We start from the raw sequence: 14,957 nt of genomic DNA, 5'->3' as shown, positions 1-14,957 counted from the left end.
CTCCTCATCATGTTCCCGCCGGCTCGACCACGGGACGGGTGCCGTGGGCCGCAGGAAACCTTTTCACCCGAGCCTACATCCACGACCGCGAAAGAAAAGAGCCCGAAGCGGCAAAAATCCGTCGAGCGACGCCTTGCGGAAACCGCTCGGAGGGCATTGCCATGGGCGCGTCCGACCTCGGATCTGGAGCCCGATTCGCATGACCCGTCCACCATCGTCCGCGGCGCCCAAACCGGTCGTGCCCACCACAGTCTCGCCCACCACCGTGATGCCCACCACCGTGATGCCTACCACCGTGATGCAGGGCGCGGTGCTCCTGGTTACCGCCATGATGATCCTGCCCTGCATGGATGCCATCGCGAAGTACATGGCCGTCGAACTTCGAATGTCGCCGGGACAGGTGACGTTCTATCGCTTTTTCTTTCAGCTGGTCGCGACGCTGCCGATGCTGCTCCGACTGGGCGGTCCGAAGGCGCTCGTGCCGCAACGGCTTTGGTACAACATGCTGCGCGGCGTGCTGCTGGCCGCGGCGTCGCTGCTGTTCTTCACGTCGGTCAAGTACATGCCGCTTGCCGACGTGTTTGCGATCTATTTCGTGGAGCCGTTCATTCTGACCTGTCTCTCGGCGCTGGTTCTCGGTGAGAAGGTCGGCTGGCGGCGGTGGACCGCGATCGGCATCGGCTTTTCCGGCGCCATGATCGTCATTCAGCCGAGCTTTCAGGCGTTCGGCCTGACGGCGCTGATGCCCGTGGCCTGCGCCTTTCTCTTTGCCTGCTACCTCCTGATGAACCGGGCTTCGGGCGCCGCCGACACGCCGCTTGCGATGCAGACCTTTGCGGGATTCGGCGGCACACTGTTCATGGGAGCGACGCTTGCCCTCGGTCATGGCATGGGCGCAGAGGATTTCGTCCCGTCGTTGCCGCAGACACCCCTGGGGTGGGGCCTCGTCATCGTGCTCGGCACGATTTCCGGCTACGGGCACCTGATGGTGGTCAAGGCCTTCCAAGCTGCGCCCGCCTCGGTGCTCGCGCCTCTGCACTATTTCGAGATCATCGCGGCGACGATTCTCGGTTATCTCGTGTTCGGCGAGTTTCCGACGGCCTCCAAATGGCTGGGCGTCGGGATCATCGTTGGGTCGGGCCTGTTCATGATCTGGCGGGAGCGTCGCCAGCCGGCGACCTGACGGCCGACCGCGCCGTCGGTTCCGCAACGGTCGGACCGAAGACCGCGTCGAAGGCGTCCCGCAGCCGCATGTCCGCGTCCTCCATCATGACGGGCAATCCCAGATCGACGAGGCTGGTCACGCCGTGCCCGCGAATGCCGCAGGGCACGATGCCGCCGAAATGGTCGAGGTCGGGATCGACGTTCAACGACAGCCCGTGAAAACTTACCCAGCGGCGCAGACGAATGCCGATCGCGGCGATCTTGTCCTCGACGGGCGTTCCGTCGGGCAGGGGCGCCTTTTCGGGACGACGGACCCAGACGCCCACGCGATCTTCGCGTCGCTCGCCGGTGACGTTCATGCTGGTCAGGGTGCGGATGACGAGATCCTCGAGCGCGGCCACGAAGGCGCGAACATCCTGCCGCCGCCGCTTCAGATCGAGCATGACATAGACCACGCGCTGGCCGGGACCATGATAGGTGTACTCACCCCCGCGCCCCGTCGAAAAGACAGGGAAGCGGTCAGGCATGACGAGATCCGCCGCATCGGCACTGGTGCCCGCCGTGTAGAGCGGCGGATGCTCGACGAGCCAGACGAGCTCGTCCGCCTCGCCGGCAGCGATCGCCGCCACCTCCCGCTCCATCGTCTCGACGGCGTCCGGATAGGGCACGAGCCCGTCGGCAATCCGCCAGCGGACCGGCGGGCTTCCGTCAACGGCGAAGAAACGGCTGTCGAGAGCGTCGCGCTGCATGGGTCTTCCTGAAGAAAGCCTGCGGTCGGCCCGGAGCGATCCGGCGCCAAGCAGGTCCGTTGTCAATTCGGGTCGATCCCGAGCCCTCGGCCAGACGGCGCTGCGGACCGGGGATCGCGTTTAGATGGGATGCCGTGAGGGTGGGTTAAAGGCGGATTTTCGGGCACTGTCCACAGGCCTTTCAAATAGTTTCCACGCCGGAGAACTTTTCCGCTTCACGCCCTTGTGCCCCCCAAATCCTTTTGCTACATGCACCCCCGCCGGAGCAATTCGGATCTACCACGATGCGGTCGTGGCGGAATTGGTAGACGCGCAGCGTTGAGGTCGCTGTGGGGCAACCCGTGGAAGTTCGAGTCTTCTCGACCGCACCAACAGAAACCGGCTTAGGCCGGTTTTTTTGTGTCTGAACGACGGCTGATGGTTAAGATGCGGGCCCTCGCGGCCTTGCTATCTAAGTTTCAGCCCCTTCTCGTAGGTCTTGACCAACCGCTCCCGCTTCAGCCGCGACAGGCGATAGAGCCAAAAGATGCCATTGATCTGGTCGATCTCGTGCTGCAGGCAGGCCGACATCCATCCGTCCGCCTCCAGGTTCTGCCACAGGCCGTCAAGGGTCTGGTAGCGGACGTCGACCCGCGCGGGTCGTTCGACCTCGTCGGTGAAGCCCGGCATGGAGACGCTGCCTTCCCTCTGGCGAATGGTTTCCCGGGAGGTGCTGACGACGACCGGATTGACGAAGATTCGCGGACCGGCCGATGGCGCGATCTCGATCACGGTGATCGCCTGGAGAACGCCGATATGGGGGCCGGTGATGCCGACGCCCGGAGCGGCGCGCATGGTGTCGACGAGATCGGCCGCCAGCGACGCGAGCGCCCCGTCGAATGCTGTGACCGGGTCCGCCGGCGTCCTGAGGCGGACATCCGGGAAACGGAGGATCGGTCGGATCGTCATGCGGGCTCCGGCGTGTCGTGTTCCGAGGGTCCAGACGGCCTCGAACAGGTGTGCGATGGGGCAAGGCACGCCTGCGCCAGAGGGCCGCGGAAACGGCCTGGACGGGTGCCGATTTGACTTCGATTTGTCAGGTTCTGCAACAGCTTGAACAAATTTTTCCGATATGTCCGGCCGGAGCCGCATCTTCGGTAGACCCGGGCACGTCCTTGGTCTAGCACGAAGTGCGGCCGGCCCTGTTTTCGGCCTGCAACCATCGAGACACTGGCAGAGCCTTTTCTTCAAGCTTCGGGCATCGTCCCGGCGCCGAAAACGGCTGAACGATCGCGAGGCGGGCAGATGAGCAACACCGGCGACGACCTGGAGACGCGCGTTCCCGAAGCGGATGATGCCTATGACGGGGCTGACATCTACGCCGAGGACGGCTCGGTGCGTTCCGACTATCTCATGCATGTCGGCGCAGCGATCGCCGATCGCGACGTGCTCTATCTGCGTCAGCACGTCGCGCGGCTCCATGCGTCCGAAATGGGCGACCTGCTCGAGGCGATCAATCCGGAACAGCGGCGGGCCATGGTGTCGCTGCTGGGCGACGAATTCGATCTCTCGGCGCTGACGGAGGTTGACGAAGCCATTCGCCTCGACATCGTCGAGCATCTGCCGAACGAGCAGATTGCCGCGGCGCTCGGCGAGATGGACTCGGACGATGCCGTCTACATTCTCGAGGATATGGACCAGGAGGATCAGGAAGCGATCCTCGCCAAGCTGCCCTTCACCGAACGCGTGCGCCTGCGCCGCTCGCTGGACTATCCCGAATCGACGGCCGGCCGACGCATGCAGACGGAGTTCGTCGCCGTGCCGCCCTTCTGGACGGTGGGGCAGACCATCGACTATATGCGCGAGGACACCGAGCTTCCCGAGAGTTTTACCCAGATCTTCGTGATCGATCCGACATTCCGTCTCCTCGGAACGATTGATCTCGATCGCATTCTGCGCACCAAACGGTCGGTGAAAATCGAATCGATCATGCGCGAGACCAATCATCCGGTCCCCGCGGAAATGGACCAGGAAGAAGCTGCCCAGGTCTTCGAACAGTACAACCTGCTCTCGGCTGCCGTCGTCGACGAGAACCAGCGTCTCGTCGGCGTGCTGACCATCGACGACGTTGTCGACGTCATCCAGGAAGAGGCCGAGGAAGACATCATGCGCCTCGGCGGCGTCGGCGACGAAGAACTGTCCGACTCGGTGATCGATACCTCGCGCTCGCGCGTCGTATGGCTGATGGTCAACCTGTTGACGGCCATCCTTGCCGCCTCCGTCATCGGGCTGTTCGACAAGGCGATCGAGCACATCGTGGCACTGGCCGTCCTCATGCCTATCGTGGCCGGCATGGGCGGCAATGCGGGATCGCAGACGATGACGGTCACGGTGCGGGCGCTGGCGACGCGCGATCTCGACATTCACAACGCCTTCCGGGTTATCCGGCGCGAAGCGGGCGTCGGCCTCATCAACGGCGCTCTGTTCGGCCTTCTGATCGGCCTGGCCGCCGGCCTGTGGTTCCACAGTGCCGATATCGGCGGAATCATCGCGACCGCCATGCTGATCAACATGATCGCCGCGGCACTTGCGGGGATCTTTATTCCCTTGCTGCTCGACAAGTTCGGTGCGGATCCGGCCGTTTCTTCAGCGGTCTTCGTGACGACCGTCACGGACGTCACGGGCTTCTTTGCCTTTCTCGGCCTCGCCACCTGGTGGTTCGGGATCCACTGAAAGACCTCGCTTTATCGGAACGCGGTTTCCCGTCCATCAAGGCCGGAGATCACGGACATGTCCCTGCCGATTGACTTTTACGTAAATGTCGATCAGGATTTGGTCTGGCAGATGAGGCACGGTTTGGACAAGTATTATACCATCACGGAACTGACACGAGAATTCGGTGTCTCCACCCGCACCCTTCGTTTTTATGAGGACGAGGGGTTGATCCACCCTGAGCGACGCGGTCGGACCCGGTTCTTCCGTTCGACGGATCGGCATCTGATCAAGGAAATTCTGCGCGGACGCCGGATCGGCTTCAGCATCGCCGAGATCCGCGAAATCATCCAGGTCTACAAGGAGCCACCAGGCGAAGCCGGTCAGCTCCGCCTCATGATGAAGCGGCTTGAGGACAAGCGGGCGGAACTCATCCAGAAGCGCCGGGATATCGAGGAAACGCTCGCGGAAATGAGCAATGTCGAGGAAGCCTGCCTGACGCGGCTCGCCGAAATCGGCGTGGGGACCTGACCACATCCCTCGGAGCATAAACAGTCGATCGCCGTGGCGGCTCACCCGCCGCGGCATTTTTGTTTTTCGGGCGCTATTCCCGCGCCTTCATCGTGCACTGACCGGCAATCTCCGAGACCCGGCGGTTCATCTCGACGTCGGTCTGACCCCGATCCAGAGGGTCGAGAAGATTTTCCTCCACCAGTCTGTCGAGCGTGCACCCGCAGAAGCTCGAACAGAAGGCTTGCGTCTCGTCGCCGGTGCAGGTCGCCATGCAGCTCGATTGGAAGGCCGGACGCGGATCAGGCCGCGGCGCCGGGTAGACCATGGCGGCTAGCGCAACGACCGAGTACAGCAGCGGCTGATGCAGAAGATAGATCGGCAGACTGTGCCGGCCGGCAAAGGCAAGCCCGCGGGAGACCGGCCCCGTTGTCTCTCGGGCCGGTCCGGTCGCCTTGAGCCAACCACGCGAAAGAGCGATCCGGCCGAGCGCAATGCCGGTGAGAAACGGCGCGAGCCAGGGCAGGAGCGGGACATAGTCGTTTGATCGCGGCAGCGTTTCCGACAAGCCGACCCACAAGAGTGCAGGCGCGTCGAAGAACGATGAGCGCAGGTACAGCGGCGCTGCGAATGCGGCAATGGCAGCCGCAAGCGTGATTGCGACCGGAAGGCGAAGAAACAGGATGCCGATCAGGCTCGCTGCTGCAATCGCGTGGAGAATGCCGAAGAAGATGTATTCCGCCGGAAAGACATACCAGGTCGCGATGCTGATCACCACGGCCGCGGCCACGATCCGGACAAAGCGCTTCAAGAATGCAGGGCGGCGAAGGTGGGGAAAGTGACCGAGCACGAGGCTGAAGCCGGCCAGGAAGAGGAAGGTGCTGGCGATGCCGCGGGCGTAATATTTGAACACGCCGATGCCGACCGTGCCGGGTGCCAGATATCCGAAATGTTCGAGATCCCAGGAGAAATGATAGCTCGCCATCGCAAGGATCGCGATGCCGCGCACGACGTCCAGCCAGCCGAGGCGATGACGCTCGGGACGGCCGGTCTCCGGTGGGATGACGGAGGCGTCGTCAAGTGGTGCGGTCTGATGGGTCAATGACATGCAAACTCCCCTGAAGCATGCTCGGCGAAGATGGAAGCAAGAGTGTTCCGGAGCACGCGAAACGTCAGGATGACAGGCCGGCGCGCGGCCGGCGGGATCTACGGTTCGAGGAGCGCTTCCCGCGCCTCGGAGAAGAACTGACGTCGAAAGAGAACGACGATGACGATGCCGGTGGCACCGATGAGGATATAGGGGCTGACGAACCAGCCAAGATAGCCGATTGACAGGAAGATGCTGCGCAGCCCTGCATTGAAGTGCTTGGCAGCGACCACGTTCATGCGAATCGCACGCTCGGCCGCCCGTTCGGCAAACGCACGATCGACCTTGGTTTCCGACAGCATGGGGATGCCGCCGATGAGAATCGAGCAGTAGTTGAACAGCCGGTAGGACCATCCGAACTTGAAGAAGGCATAGCCGAAGATGCAGGTCAGTCCGCTGACCTTCAGTTCGAAGGCTGTTCTTCCGCCCTGGACGACGTAGGGCAGATCGTTGAAGATCGCCTGTGCCTCCGTGGCGCGGCCAAGAAGCGCGAAGCAGCCGCCGAGCGCAAAGATACAGGTCGACGCGAAGAACGCGGTTCCGGCCTGCAGGCCGGCGATGATCTGGGTATCGATCATTTTCAGGTCGCGATTGAGCGAATTGAGAATCCATCGGCGGCGTCGCTCGATCATCAGTCGCGAAAGGCTCGTCCGACCGAAGACCGTGCGGCGGTCCGTGATCCAGACATAGCCGCCCCACAGCAGCGCAAACAGCAAGAGTGCGATATAATCGAGCAGAACCATGCGGCTCTTGTGGCACGCTCTTGCGAAAAAGCAATATGCTGCAAAGTCCGTCGGCGGCCTATGTCGCGTGCGCCTCATCGGATGTCGGTCGGTCGCCGCCCGGATGCGGCGGCGATGACCTATGGTCGATGGTCAGGAATGCGCGGACGGGCGCAGAGCGGGGTTTGCATGTTTCTTTCCGTATTCGACGTGTTCAAGATCGGCATCGGTCCGTCGAGCTCCCATACGATGGGGCCGATGTCCGCGGCCAATCGCTTTCTGGAGCTTCTGCTGTCCGCGGACTGGCCTCGTCCCGCGGGTGCATCCGTGGCGGCCATAACCGTCAGCCTGCATGGTTCGCTTGCGCATACCGGCATCGGCCATGGATCGGGCAGGGCGGTCGTGCTCGGCCTGATGGGCGAGCGTCCCGACCAGGTCGATCCCGATCGCATGGACGCGATCATCGAAGCCGTCGAGCGGAGCGGCGAGGTCACGCCGCCGGGTCACCCCACCTATCGGTTCCAGCCAAAGAGCGATCTTTTCTTCGACAAGAAGGTGCCGCTGCCGGGCCACGCCAATGGCATGTCCTTCTCCGCTCTCGACAGGGACGGGCGCCTGCTCGTGAAGCGCATCTACTACTCCATCGGCGGTGGCTTCGTCGTGACGGATACGGAACTCGAGGCGATGCGCGCTTCCAAGACCAAGCCGGGTGGGATCAAGGTGCCCTATCCCTTTGCCAACGCGAAGCAGATGCTCGACATGGCGGCGCGTTCGGGGCTTTCCATCGCCCAGATGAAGCGTGCGAACGAGGAATGCTCCATGTCGCGCGAAGAGCTGGATGCGGGACTCGACCGGATCTGGGCCGCGATGAAGAGCTGCATCGATCGGGGACTCTCGCAGGAGGGCATCCTGCCGGGCGGTCTGAAGGTGCGGCGCCGGGCCGGCATGATCCATGACAAGCTCGAACAGGAATGGCGGTCCAACAAGATCAATCCGCTGCTCGCCAATGATTGGCTGAGCGTGTACGCCATGGCCGTGAACGAGGAAAACGCGGCGGGCGGACGGGTCGTGACGTCGCCGACCAATGGCGCAGCCGGCGTGGTGCCCGCGACCATCCGCTACTACCTGCATTTTCATGAAGACGCGGATGAGAACGGGATCCGGGACTATCTTCTGACCGCGGCTGCCATCGGTGGAATCATCAAGTTCAATGCTTCGATCTCCGGTGCCGAGGTCGGCTGTCAGGGAGAGGTGGGATCCGCATCGGCCATGGCCGCCGCGGGCCTCGCCGCCGTGATGGGAGCCACGCCCGAGCAGATCGAGAATGCCGCCGAGATCGCACTGGAACATCACCTCGGCATGACCTGCGATCCGGTGGGGGGTCTCGTGCAGGTGCCCTGTATCGAGCGCAATGCGCTGGGCGCCGTCAAGGCGGTCACGGCCGCATCGCTCGCGCTCAAGGGCGATGGCAGCCATTTCGTGCCGCTCGATGCCTGCATCGAAACGATGCGCCAGACGGGCGTCGATATGCACGACAAGTACAAGGAAACGTCGACGGGCGGCCTCGCGGTCAATGTTGTCGAGTGCTGATGCCGTGTGGCTCTTGACGGGCCGCTGGCAAGCGTGTTGAACGCGGCATCATGGCCTTGCATCTTCTCAAGCTTTGCGTCGGCGCGGACTCCATCGACGATCTGCGCGAATGGGTCGCCCATCGCGCGCTGAACGCGATGTCGGCCGGCCATGCGCCGCACTCCGTTCATACCACCCGCATGGTGCCCAAGCGCACGGAGGAACTGCTCGACGGCGGCTCGCTCTACTGGGTGATCAAGGGCCAGGTGCAGGCCCGCCAGCGCATTCTCGATATCGCGCCGTTCACGGATGGCGAAGGCATTGGACGCTGCAATCTCGTTCTCGGCCCCGAGGTCATCGACACCGATTTTCAGCCGCGTCGTCCCTTCCAGGGCTGGCGCTATCTGACGGACGCCGATGCGCCACGCGACCTCGCATCCGAGACGGCCGACATGCCGAGCGACCTCCGGCGCGAACTGACCGAACTCGGCCTCCTCTGATCGACATGCCCAAACGACAAAGCCCGCCGGCGGGTCTGCGCGGCGGGCTTTGTCGGATCGTCTGTCACGTCCGGTTATTTGATTCTCAGTCGAACCGGCCGGCGTGACGATGGTGCGGTCACGTGGAGGTGGATGACCACATCCGGCTGTGTCGAGCGCCAGGCTCGTGCGCCATGGGTGAGGAGCATTCCGACGAGATCCTTGGTCTTCGATTGCGGCTTGGATCCCAGTTCGGCAATGCGCATGGCTGCTTCGTGGAGTGGATGGAGGCCCCGGCGCGGTGCGCGGCGAACCTTGTTGTCGGGGACCAGAGGTGCTCCCGAACCGTTTTCATTCATCGACATGACGGACCCCGTTGACGCAAAACAAACCCGAGGAGGAGGCCGGCGCAACAACAGACGCCGGCATTTCGATATCGTGTGAGGTGGCCGGCGTTCCCCACCGGCCGATCCTGAGACCTTACTGGGCGGCGGCCCAGCAGGCGAAACCCTTCTTCTTCAGAGCCGAGCAGGCGTTAACGGCCTTGTCCTGGCTGGAGAAGCCACCGAAGCGCGCGCGATAGAGCTGGCTGCTGCCGCTCGAAACGGCCACGGTGAAGGGCTTCGCGGCGGAGAGCGCCTTGCCGCCCTTTTCCTTGGCGTTGCCAAGAAGCGTCATGGCCTGGTCCTTGTCCGGGGTCGCACCGATCTGGATGATCCAGCCGGACAGACCGGCGGATGCCGAGTCTTCCGTCACAGGCTCGGAGACCTTCTTGGCGACGGAATTCGTGACCTGGCGATCGATGGCGGTGTTGGTGCCGAGGGAGGCAAGCTTCTGGCTCTGGGCTTCCAGGGTGTTCGGCTTGGCGGCAAGAACCGGGTTGGCGCTGGCCTTCGGCTCGGCAGCATAGGCGACCTCGACGCTGCGGGTCGTTTCGTCGCTGTAGCGGGCGCCGGGGACCGGGCCACTGTTGGGCAGGTTGAAGCTGCCGCCGGTCGCCGCTGCAGTGGAGACCGTGCGCGGCTCGCTTGCCGAAAGCGTCGGCGCGTCCTGGGTTTCGGCAACGAGATTGCCGCTGCCGCTGCGCGACGCTGCCGGCATGTACTTGGCGACGAGCGCGCGCATCTGGGCATCGCGGGCACCGCCGGACTTGCCGCCGAGAACGACACCGACGATGCTGCGGCCATCGGCTTGTGCCGAAGTCACCAGATTGAAGCCGGCTGCACGGGTATAGCCCGTCTTGATGCCGTCGACGCCGCGCACATTGCCCAGAAGACGGTTGTGGTTGCCGATGACCTGACGGCCGAAGGTGAAGCTGCGCGTGGAGAAGTAGCTATAATACTGAGGAAAATGCTGACGCAGCGCCATGCCGAGCCGGGCCTGGTCGCGGGCGGTCGTCATCTGGTCGTCGTTCGGCAGGCCATTGGCATTGCGGTAGGTTGTACGCGTCATGCCGAGCGCACGAGCCTTGCTGGTCATGATCCGGGCAAAGCGCTCTTCCGAGCCGCCAAGGAACTCGCCGAGAGCCGTGGCAGCGTCATTGGCGGAGCGCGTGACAAGCGCCTGGATTGCCTGCTCGACCGTGATCGTCTGGCCGGCGCGCACGCCGAGCTTGGATGGGGGCTCGGCAGAGGCGTGCTTGGAGAAGGGGACGGGCGTGTCCTTGCGCACCTTTCCGGCTTCGAGCGCTTCGAAGGTCAGGTAAAGGGTCATCATCTTCGTCAGCGAAGCAGGATAGCGCAGACTGTCGGCATCTTCGCTGTAAAGCACCTTGCCGGTTTTCGCATCGACGACGATGCCGGCATATTTGGCGGCCAGAGCGGGGGCTGCAAAGACACAGACCGCCACGACGGAGGCAACGATCATACGTGAAGCCGATTTGAAGAATGGGGTCGGCTGACGCTCGGTGGAACCGTTCAATGTTGGCATGGACACTACGCTTCTCTTCATTCTCAGGTCAAAAATTGTCGTCCGGGCATCGCCCCCCTACGGACGACCGTTGCCCAGACTTTATCCTCACAGCGTTACCAATCGGTTTATGATGAAGGATTGGTTTCAAAATCGACACACATCGCGCTGCCCGAAATCGCTCCGCGGGACCGCGGCCGTTGATGATCTTCTTGGCGTCAAGGAACGCGTTTTGCGTCGACGAAGTGCCGAACGGCCTCGTCGATGGCGTGCCATTGTGGCAGCAATTGGCTGGAGAACCGGTAGAGCACCACGAGATCCTGGCCCGCATGCACGTCGCGTTGACAATCCGCGCTGGTGGCAAGCTCCGGGCGCTCCGGCATGAGGCAGCGGACGCCGTAGTCGGCTGGAGCAGATGTTGCGGTCGACGACGCGGTGAAAAAGATCTCGGCGCCGTATCCCGATGTGGCTTTCATGCGATGACCGGTCAGGCCGGCAGGGCCGGGGATGGGGTCGCCTTCGAACAGGTGACGATAGATCGGCGCGATGCGGCCGGACATGTCGCGCGACATGGTGCTTTGGGAGATCTGCAGGAAGACGAGCCCGTCCGTGCGCGTGACATCGTTGAAGCGGCTTCGCGTTTCGTCGCTATAGCCCTGCATTTCGGGCCAGGTCGCGTAGAGATCAACGCGTTCCGCGGCGCCTGCCGTGCGCTGCTCGGCAAAGCGAATGACGTTGGCGGGCAGACGCAGGTGGTCGGTGCCGATCACGATGTCGGTGTCGACCGTGCTCGTGGTGTTGCCACCAAGCGCGAGTGTCGCGCCGATCCGGGGGCCGGCCAGGCATATCGCGATTGTCAGGGCGGCAAGGAGTCCGATCGCCGATCCGGTAAAAAGAAGAAGGCGCGAGCGTGATGGCGCGTCACCGGGAGCGGCGTGTCCGGGGGTTGCAGCGAGCTCTGATGAAGTGGTCATCGGATCGTTCCAGCATCCCTCCCGGCGCGGCGCGCGCCTGCGTCGACCCGACACAGGATCGACCGGCACGGATGAACGAACCGCAGGTCGATACCGGGTCAGGCTGACGCAGGAAGGTTAATTTTCCGTAAAGCACAGGCGCGCCGTCCGGTGACATCACGTCGCGAAACGAAGAAGGCCGGCTCCGGGGACAGCGGAGCCGGCCTTATGGGCCGCCGGTGACGGGGATCACCGCGCAGGCCCAAACTCGGGATCGAGGGAAGGGTGGAAAGCCGCGCCTACTGCGTCTGGACGCTGCCGACGGCCACGGCCCGGCCATCCTGGATCTTGACCCACCGGCCGGCATTGTCGACAGACTGCCGCTTCAGGTAGGTATATTCCGTATCGGACCAGATCAGCACCTTGCTGCGCATGTTGTCGAGAATGAAATCTCCGCGGTCCGTGCGCACCGTCAGTACGGCGTGTCCATCGCCGTTCGGCTGCAGCACGACGGTGATTAGCAGGTTGTTCGGTGCGATACCGGCCTGCATCAGCTCGCGACGCTTCAGGAGAACGTAGTCTTCGCAGTCGCCGACGGTTTCCGGATAGGCCCAGTGTTCTTCGACACCGTAGATTTCCTTGTCGGTCATCGGCGTGATCCGCTCGTTGACGTCGTAATTGACTTCGAGAATGGTCTTCCAGGTCTCGCGCGTGAGGGTCAGCGGTGCTGCCTTGGTCGGGTTGGCACGGCATTCGTCCGGTGCCGTGCGGCAAAACTCGTAATGTCCGACAGGCGGATTCGTCGGTCCTTCCGTTTCCATATTGGCTGGGAATGCAAAGGCGGATGTCGCCAAGGCAAGCGCGCCGATGATGCCGAAGAAGCCTGCTTTGAAGCTTTTTGTTTTTGTCATTGTCCGTGTCCCCGTTACAGGCACAGAATGACACGGACGTTTTGATCTCAGCCAAAAGTCCGAAGTAAAACAAAGTACAAATGCCGATCAACTGAATATAAAATACGCATAAAACACGATGACTGTTTTAAATGTATTTGAGTCGGTTTCGTCGAAAAGTTTAGCGATGAACGTAAGGAATGGGGCACGCGTCCGCGCATAAGGCACGGTAACGAAACAATAAAAGTGTAAACGCAAAATGGCGGTCGAGCGTCTTTTCCGACGGCAACGGCCGGCGGACCGGAATTGCGGTACATTGGTCGGCGTCCCGTTACAGGAAACTGGCCTCGATCTTCTTCATGATCTGGTTAGGATAATTGAAAAGGGGGCTCGCGACCGCGCCAGACGCATGGACTGCAGGGGGGCGCCGCGGCCCGACTGCATCGGTTCTCAGGGCGGCTCATGTTAGCGAAAGCAGGCGCGCAGGCCGTCGCGCCGCAGCAATGCGGTGCGCTCGGTTGAAGCTTGTCGTGGGAGTGGGGGCTTACAGAAATTCGCGGAGCGTGTCGCGTGACTGGACGCCCAGGAACTCGATGGCGACGCCTTCCTGGAAATGGCGGACGATTCGCCCGCGCATGTTGCCGAGAAGGATCGGCGTTCCCAGCTCGAAGCGGAATTCCGTATCGACGGCAGCCCCGGAGAGGGAAAGGTCGATGATCCGGCAGGCGTAGCGTGTGCCGTCCTCGAGCGTGATCTCCGTCTGGGTCTTGCGCGGCGCCAGACGGTCGTGTCGGCGGTCTTCCGGCAGTCCGAGTTCGTGCTTGTTGGCAATCCACGTCAGCTGTGCGGCGAGTTTGTCGCGCTTGCGATCCGTCGCGTTGATCCGGACAGTGAAGGATTGGTCGGCGAGCCGGGAAACAAGCCCCTCGATGCGGCCGACATGGTCGACATAGGCGACGACGCGCTCACCAATGCGCGGACGGGCCGTCGTGGAGAAGAAGACGTCACCCGGAGACATCTCCGTCGCCGTGCAATCATATTCGTCATGGCTTGCCAGCATCAGACGGCCGCCGAGATTCACGGTGACGCGCTGGAATGCGCTTTCATCGTGCGCCTTCGGTGTCGCAGCTTGAGACTGTTTGAAGTTGAACATCGCGACACGCCCGTGGACCTTGCACGTTTACGAATACAAGAGCCGGGTTAACAGAGTCTTCGAAAGCGACCCCTAGTGCCCCTTTCCGCCGTCGAAGACGGAGAGATGCATGACGCGGGACAAAGCCTGGTGGAAGGCCGTCGGACGCTGGGCCGACGTGACGGTCCGGGAGACCGTGGTCCGCACCGCAACGTCGCCGACGGGCGTATCCCGCTGGAGAAAGTCGACGTGATTGATCGACAGGAAGGGGAGAGGGTGCGCGCCGATCCAGGTGGGGCGCGACGTCGGCGCCAGAGATCCGAAGATCCGGTCGAGACGCCCGCTGCGGGACGTCAACGGCAGGAGGACGAGCTCCGTCGCGAGGCGCTCGCCGCCCCCCGTCATGCCGGACGCCTGGATGACCGCGGGTTCGCCGGCGCGCTGAACCCGGCGCGTGACGTCGTTAAGAGCCTGCATGTCCGCTGCAGACCACAGAGTGTCAAACCCGGTGCCCCGCAGTTCCCGCACGAACAAGGCGCAGAGGCGCGTTCCGGCCAGTCGGAAGCGGGGAGACATCGTCCGGCCCGAGTCTGCGTCCGTCGGTTCCAGGATAAAGACGTCCGGCAGGACGTCGCGGATCGCGCCGGGGTCCAGGTGTTCCCGTGACGGGATTCGGCCGTTTTCACAGAGGCTTTGCCAATACCGGAAAATCTCGGTCGATGTTCGCGTCTTCATGTCGATCGTCCCGCTTTGGAGCACAACCGTCCCGCATCGGATCGATACGAGGTGCGGCGGCGGCCTTCCGTCATCCCCTCGCAATTCGCGTGCCAGCGCCCCGTTAAGCTTAATGACATGCTGCGCTTGAGCTGTGACATGCCGGCTGGGGCGAAAGAGATCGCCTCACTGAGGGTCGTCTTCGGCACCGGGGAGTCGCGACGGCGCTCCGGTTGTCGAAGCGGCGTTGTCTGGCGCAGCCGACCGCCGACCGCTGTGAACGTCTGCAGCACGTTCTCGAGGGCAAAGATCCGGCATGCGACCATCGC

Annotated in this window: 15 protein-coding genes and 1 tRNA gene; 6 read left to right on the top strand and 10 right to left on the bottom strand. The window is 63.0% G+C overall.

The window, feature by feature from the left end:
* The first annotated feature begins 283 nt into the window (after nt 1–283).
* Nucleotides 284–1,183, top strand: coding sequence for a DMT family transporter (locus ASG03_RS20665; protein WP_443216651.1), 900 nt, complete (start codon nt 284–286; stop codon nt 1,181–1,183).
* On the opposite strand, the gene lipB is transcribed toward ASG03_RS20665, so the two are convergent.
* A complete protein-coding gene (gene lipB / locus ASG03_RS20660; RefSeq protein WP_062695651.1) occupies nt 1,146–1,913 on the bottom strand; it encodes a lipoyl(octanoyl) transferase LipB in 768 nt (255 codons plus the stop codon). The genes ASG03_RS20665 and lipB overlap by 38 nt on opposite strands.
* A 286-nt stretch (nt 1,914–2,199) precedes the next feature.
* Between lipB and ASG03_RS20655 the strand changes: the two genes are divergently transcribed.
* Nucleotides 2,200–2,284: transfer RNA gene (locus tag ASG03_RS20655), tRNA-Leu, on the top strand.
* Between the two features lie 76 nt (nt 2,285–2,360).
* Here ASG03_RS20655 and ASG03_RS20650 read toward each other — a convergent pair.
* Nucleotides 2,361–2,861: a peptide deformylase gene (locus tag ASG03_RS20650; RefSeq protein ID WP_062695649.1), complete on the bottom strand. Its 501-nt coding sequence runs from the start codon at nt 2,859–2,861 to the stop codon at nt 2,361–2,363.
* A gap of 336 nt (nt 2,862–3,197) precedes the next feature.
* On the opposite strand from ASG03_RS20650, the gene mgtE reads away from it, so the two are divergent.
* A complete protein-coding gene (mgtE, locus tag ASG03_RS20645) occupies nt 3,198–4,625 on the top strand; it encodes a magnesium transporter (RefSeq protein ID WP_062468224.1) in 1,428 nt (475 codons plus the stop codon).
* Between the two features lie 123 nt (nt 4,626–4,748).
* Nucleotides 4,749–5,135, top strand: a complete 387-nt coding sequence (locus ASG03_RS20640; protein WP_062471827.1) for a MerR family transcriptional regulator — start codon at nt 4,749–4,751, stop codon at nt 5,133–5,135.
* A 73-nt stretch (nt 5,136–5,208) separates the two neighbouring features.
* Here the strand turns inward: ASG03_RS20640 and ASG03_RS20635 are convergent, their stop codons facing one another.
* Both ASG03_RS20635 and ASG03_RS20630 read right to left on the bottom strand, forming a co-directional pair.
* A complete protein-coding gene (locus ASG03_RS20635; RefSeq protein WP_082475893.1) occupies nt 5,209–6,222 on the bottom strand; it encodes a heparan-alpha-glucosaminide N-acetyltransferase in 1,014 nt (337 codons plus the stop codon).
* Between the two features lie 98 nt (nt 6,223–6,320).
* A complete protein-coding gene (locus tag ASG03_RS20630) occupies nt 6,321–7,004 on the bottom strand; it encodes a DUF599 domain-containing protein (RefSeq protein ID WP_062468222.1) in 684 nt (227 codons plus the stop codon).
* Nucleotides 7,005–7,172: 168 nt separating this feature from the next.
* Here ASG03_RS20630 and ASG03_RS20625 point away from each other — a divergent pair, with 168 nt between their 5' ends.
* The gene (locus ASG03_RS20625) at nt 7,173–8,573 is read left to right on the top strand and encodes an L-serine ammonia-lyase (protein ID WP_062695647.1); all 1,401 of its coding nucleotides are present in this window, start codon (nt 7,173–7,175) and stop codon (nt 8,571–8,573) included.
* Nucleotides 8,574–8,623: 50 nt separating this feature from the next.
* The gene (locus ASG03_RS20620; protein ID WP_062468217.1) at nt 8,624–9,052 is read left to right on the top strand and encodes a DUF1489 family protein; all 429 of its coding nucleotides are present in this window, start codon (nt 8,624–8,626) and stop codon (nt 9,050–9,052) included.
* Nucleotides 9,053–9,126: 74 nt separating this feature from the next.
* Here the strand turns inward: ASG03_RS20620 and ASG03_RS20615 are convergent, their stop codons facing one another.
* From ASG03_RS20615 to ASG03_RS20590, 6 genes are all read right to left on the bottom strand, one after another.
* Nucleotides 9,127–9,396: a hypothetical protein gene (locus tag ASG03_RS20615; protein ID WP_062695645.1), complete on the bottom strand. Its 270-nt coding sequence runs from the start codon at nt 9,394–9,396 to the stop codon at nt 9,127–9,129.
* 115 nt (nt 9,397–9,511) lie between these two features.
* A complete protein-coding gene (locus ASG03_RS20610) occupies nt 9,512–10,897 on the bottom strand; it encodes a D-alanyl-D-alanine carboxypeptidase (RefSeq protein WP_443216650.1) in 1,386 nt (461 codons plus the stop codon).
* Between the two features lie 260 nt (nt 10,898–11,157).
* Entirely contained in the window at nt 11,158–11,913 is a 756-nt protein-coding gene (locus tag ASG03_RS20605; protein WP_062695641.1) for a hypothetical protein, read from the bottom strand.
* Nucleotides 11,914–12,191: 278 nt separating this feature from the next.
* Nucleotides 12,192–12,803, bottom strand: a complete 612-nt coding sequence (locus tag ASG03_RS20600; RefSeq protein WP_062468212.1) for a transglutaminase-like cysteine peptidase — start codon at nt 12,801–12,803, stop codon at nt 12,192–12,194.
* Between the two features lie 523 nt (nt 12,804–13,326).
* On the bottom strand, nt 13,327–13,935 hold the full coding sequence (locus ASG03_RS20595) for a PilZ domain-containing protein (RefSeq protein WP_062468211.1): 609 nt from the start codon (nt 13,933–13,935) through the stop codon (nt 13,327–13,329).
* A gap of 72 nt (nt 13,936–14,007) precedes the next feature.
* Nucleotides 14,008–14,649 (bottom strand): PAS domain-containing protein, encoded by a 642-nt coding sequence (locus tag ASG03_RS20590; RefSeq protein ID WP_062695639.1) that lies wholly within the window; start codon nt 14,647–14,649, stop codon nt 14,008–14,010.
* Between the last annotated feature and the right edge of the window lie 308 nt (nt 14,650–14,957).

This window comes from Rhizobium sp. Leaf341, from assembly GCF_001424325.1.
Lineage (GTDB): Bacteria > Pseudomonadota > Alphaproteobacteria > Rhizobiales > Rhizobiaceae > Ferranicluibacter.
Note: the sequence above shows the minus strand (reverse complement) of the source record. Positions and strands in the feature narration are given on the sequence as shown.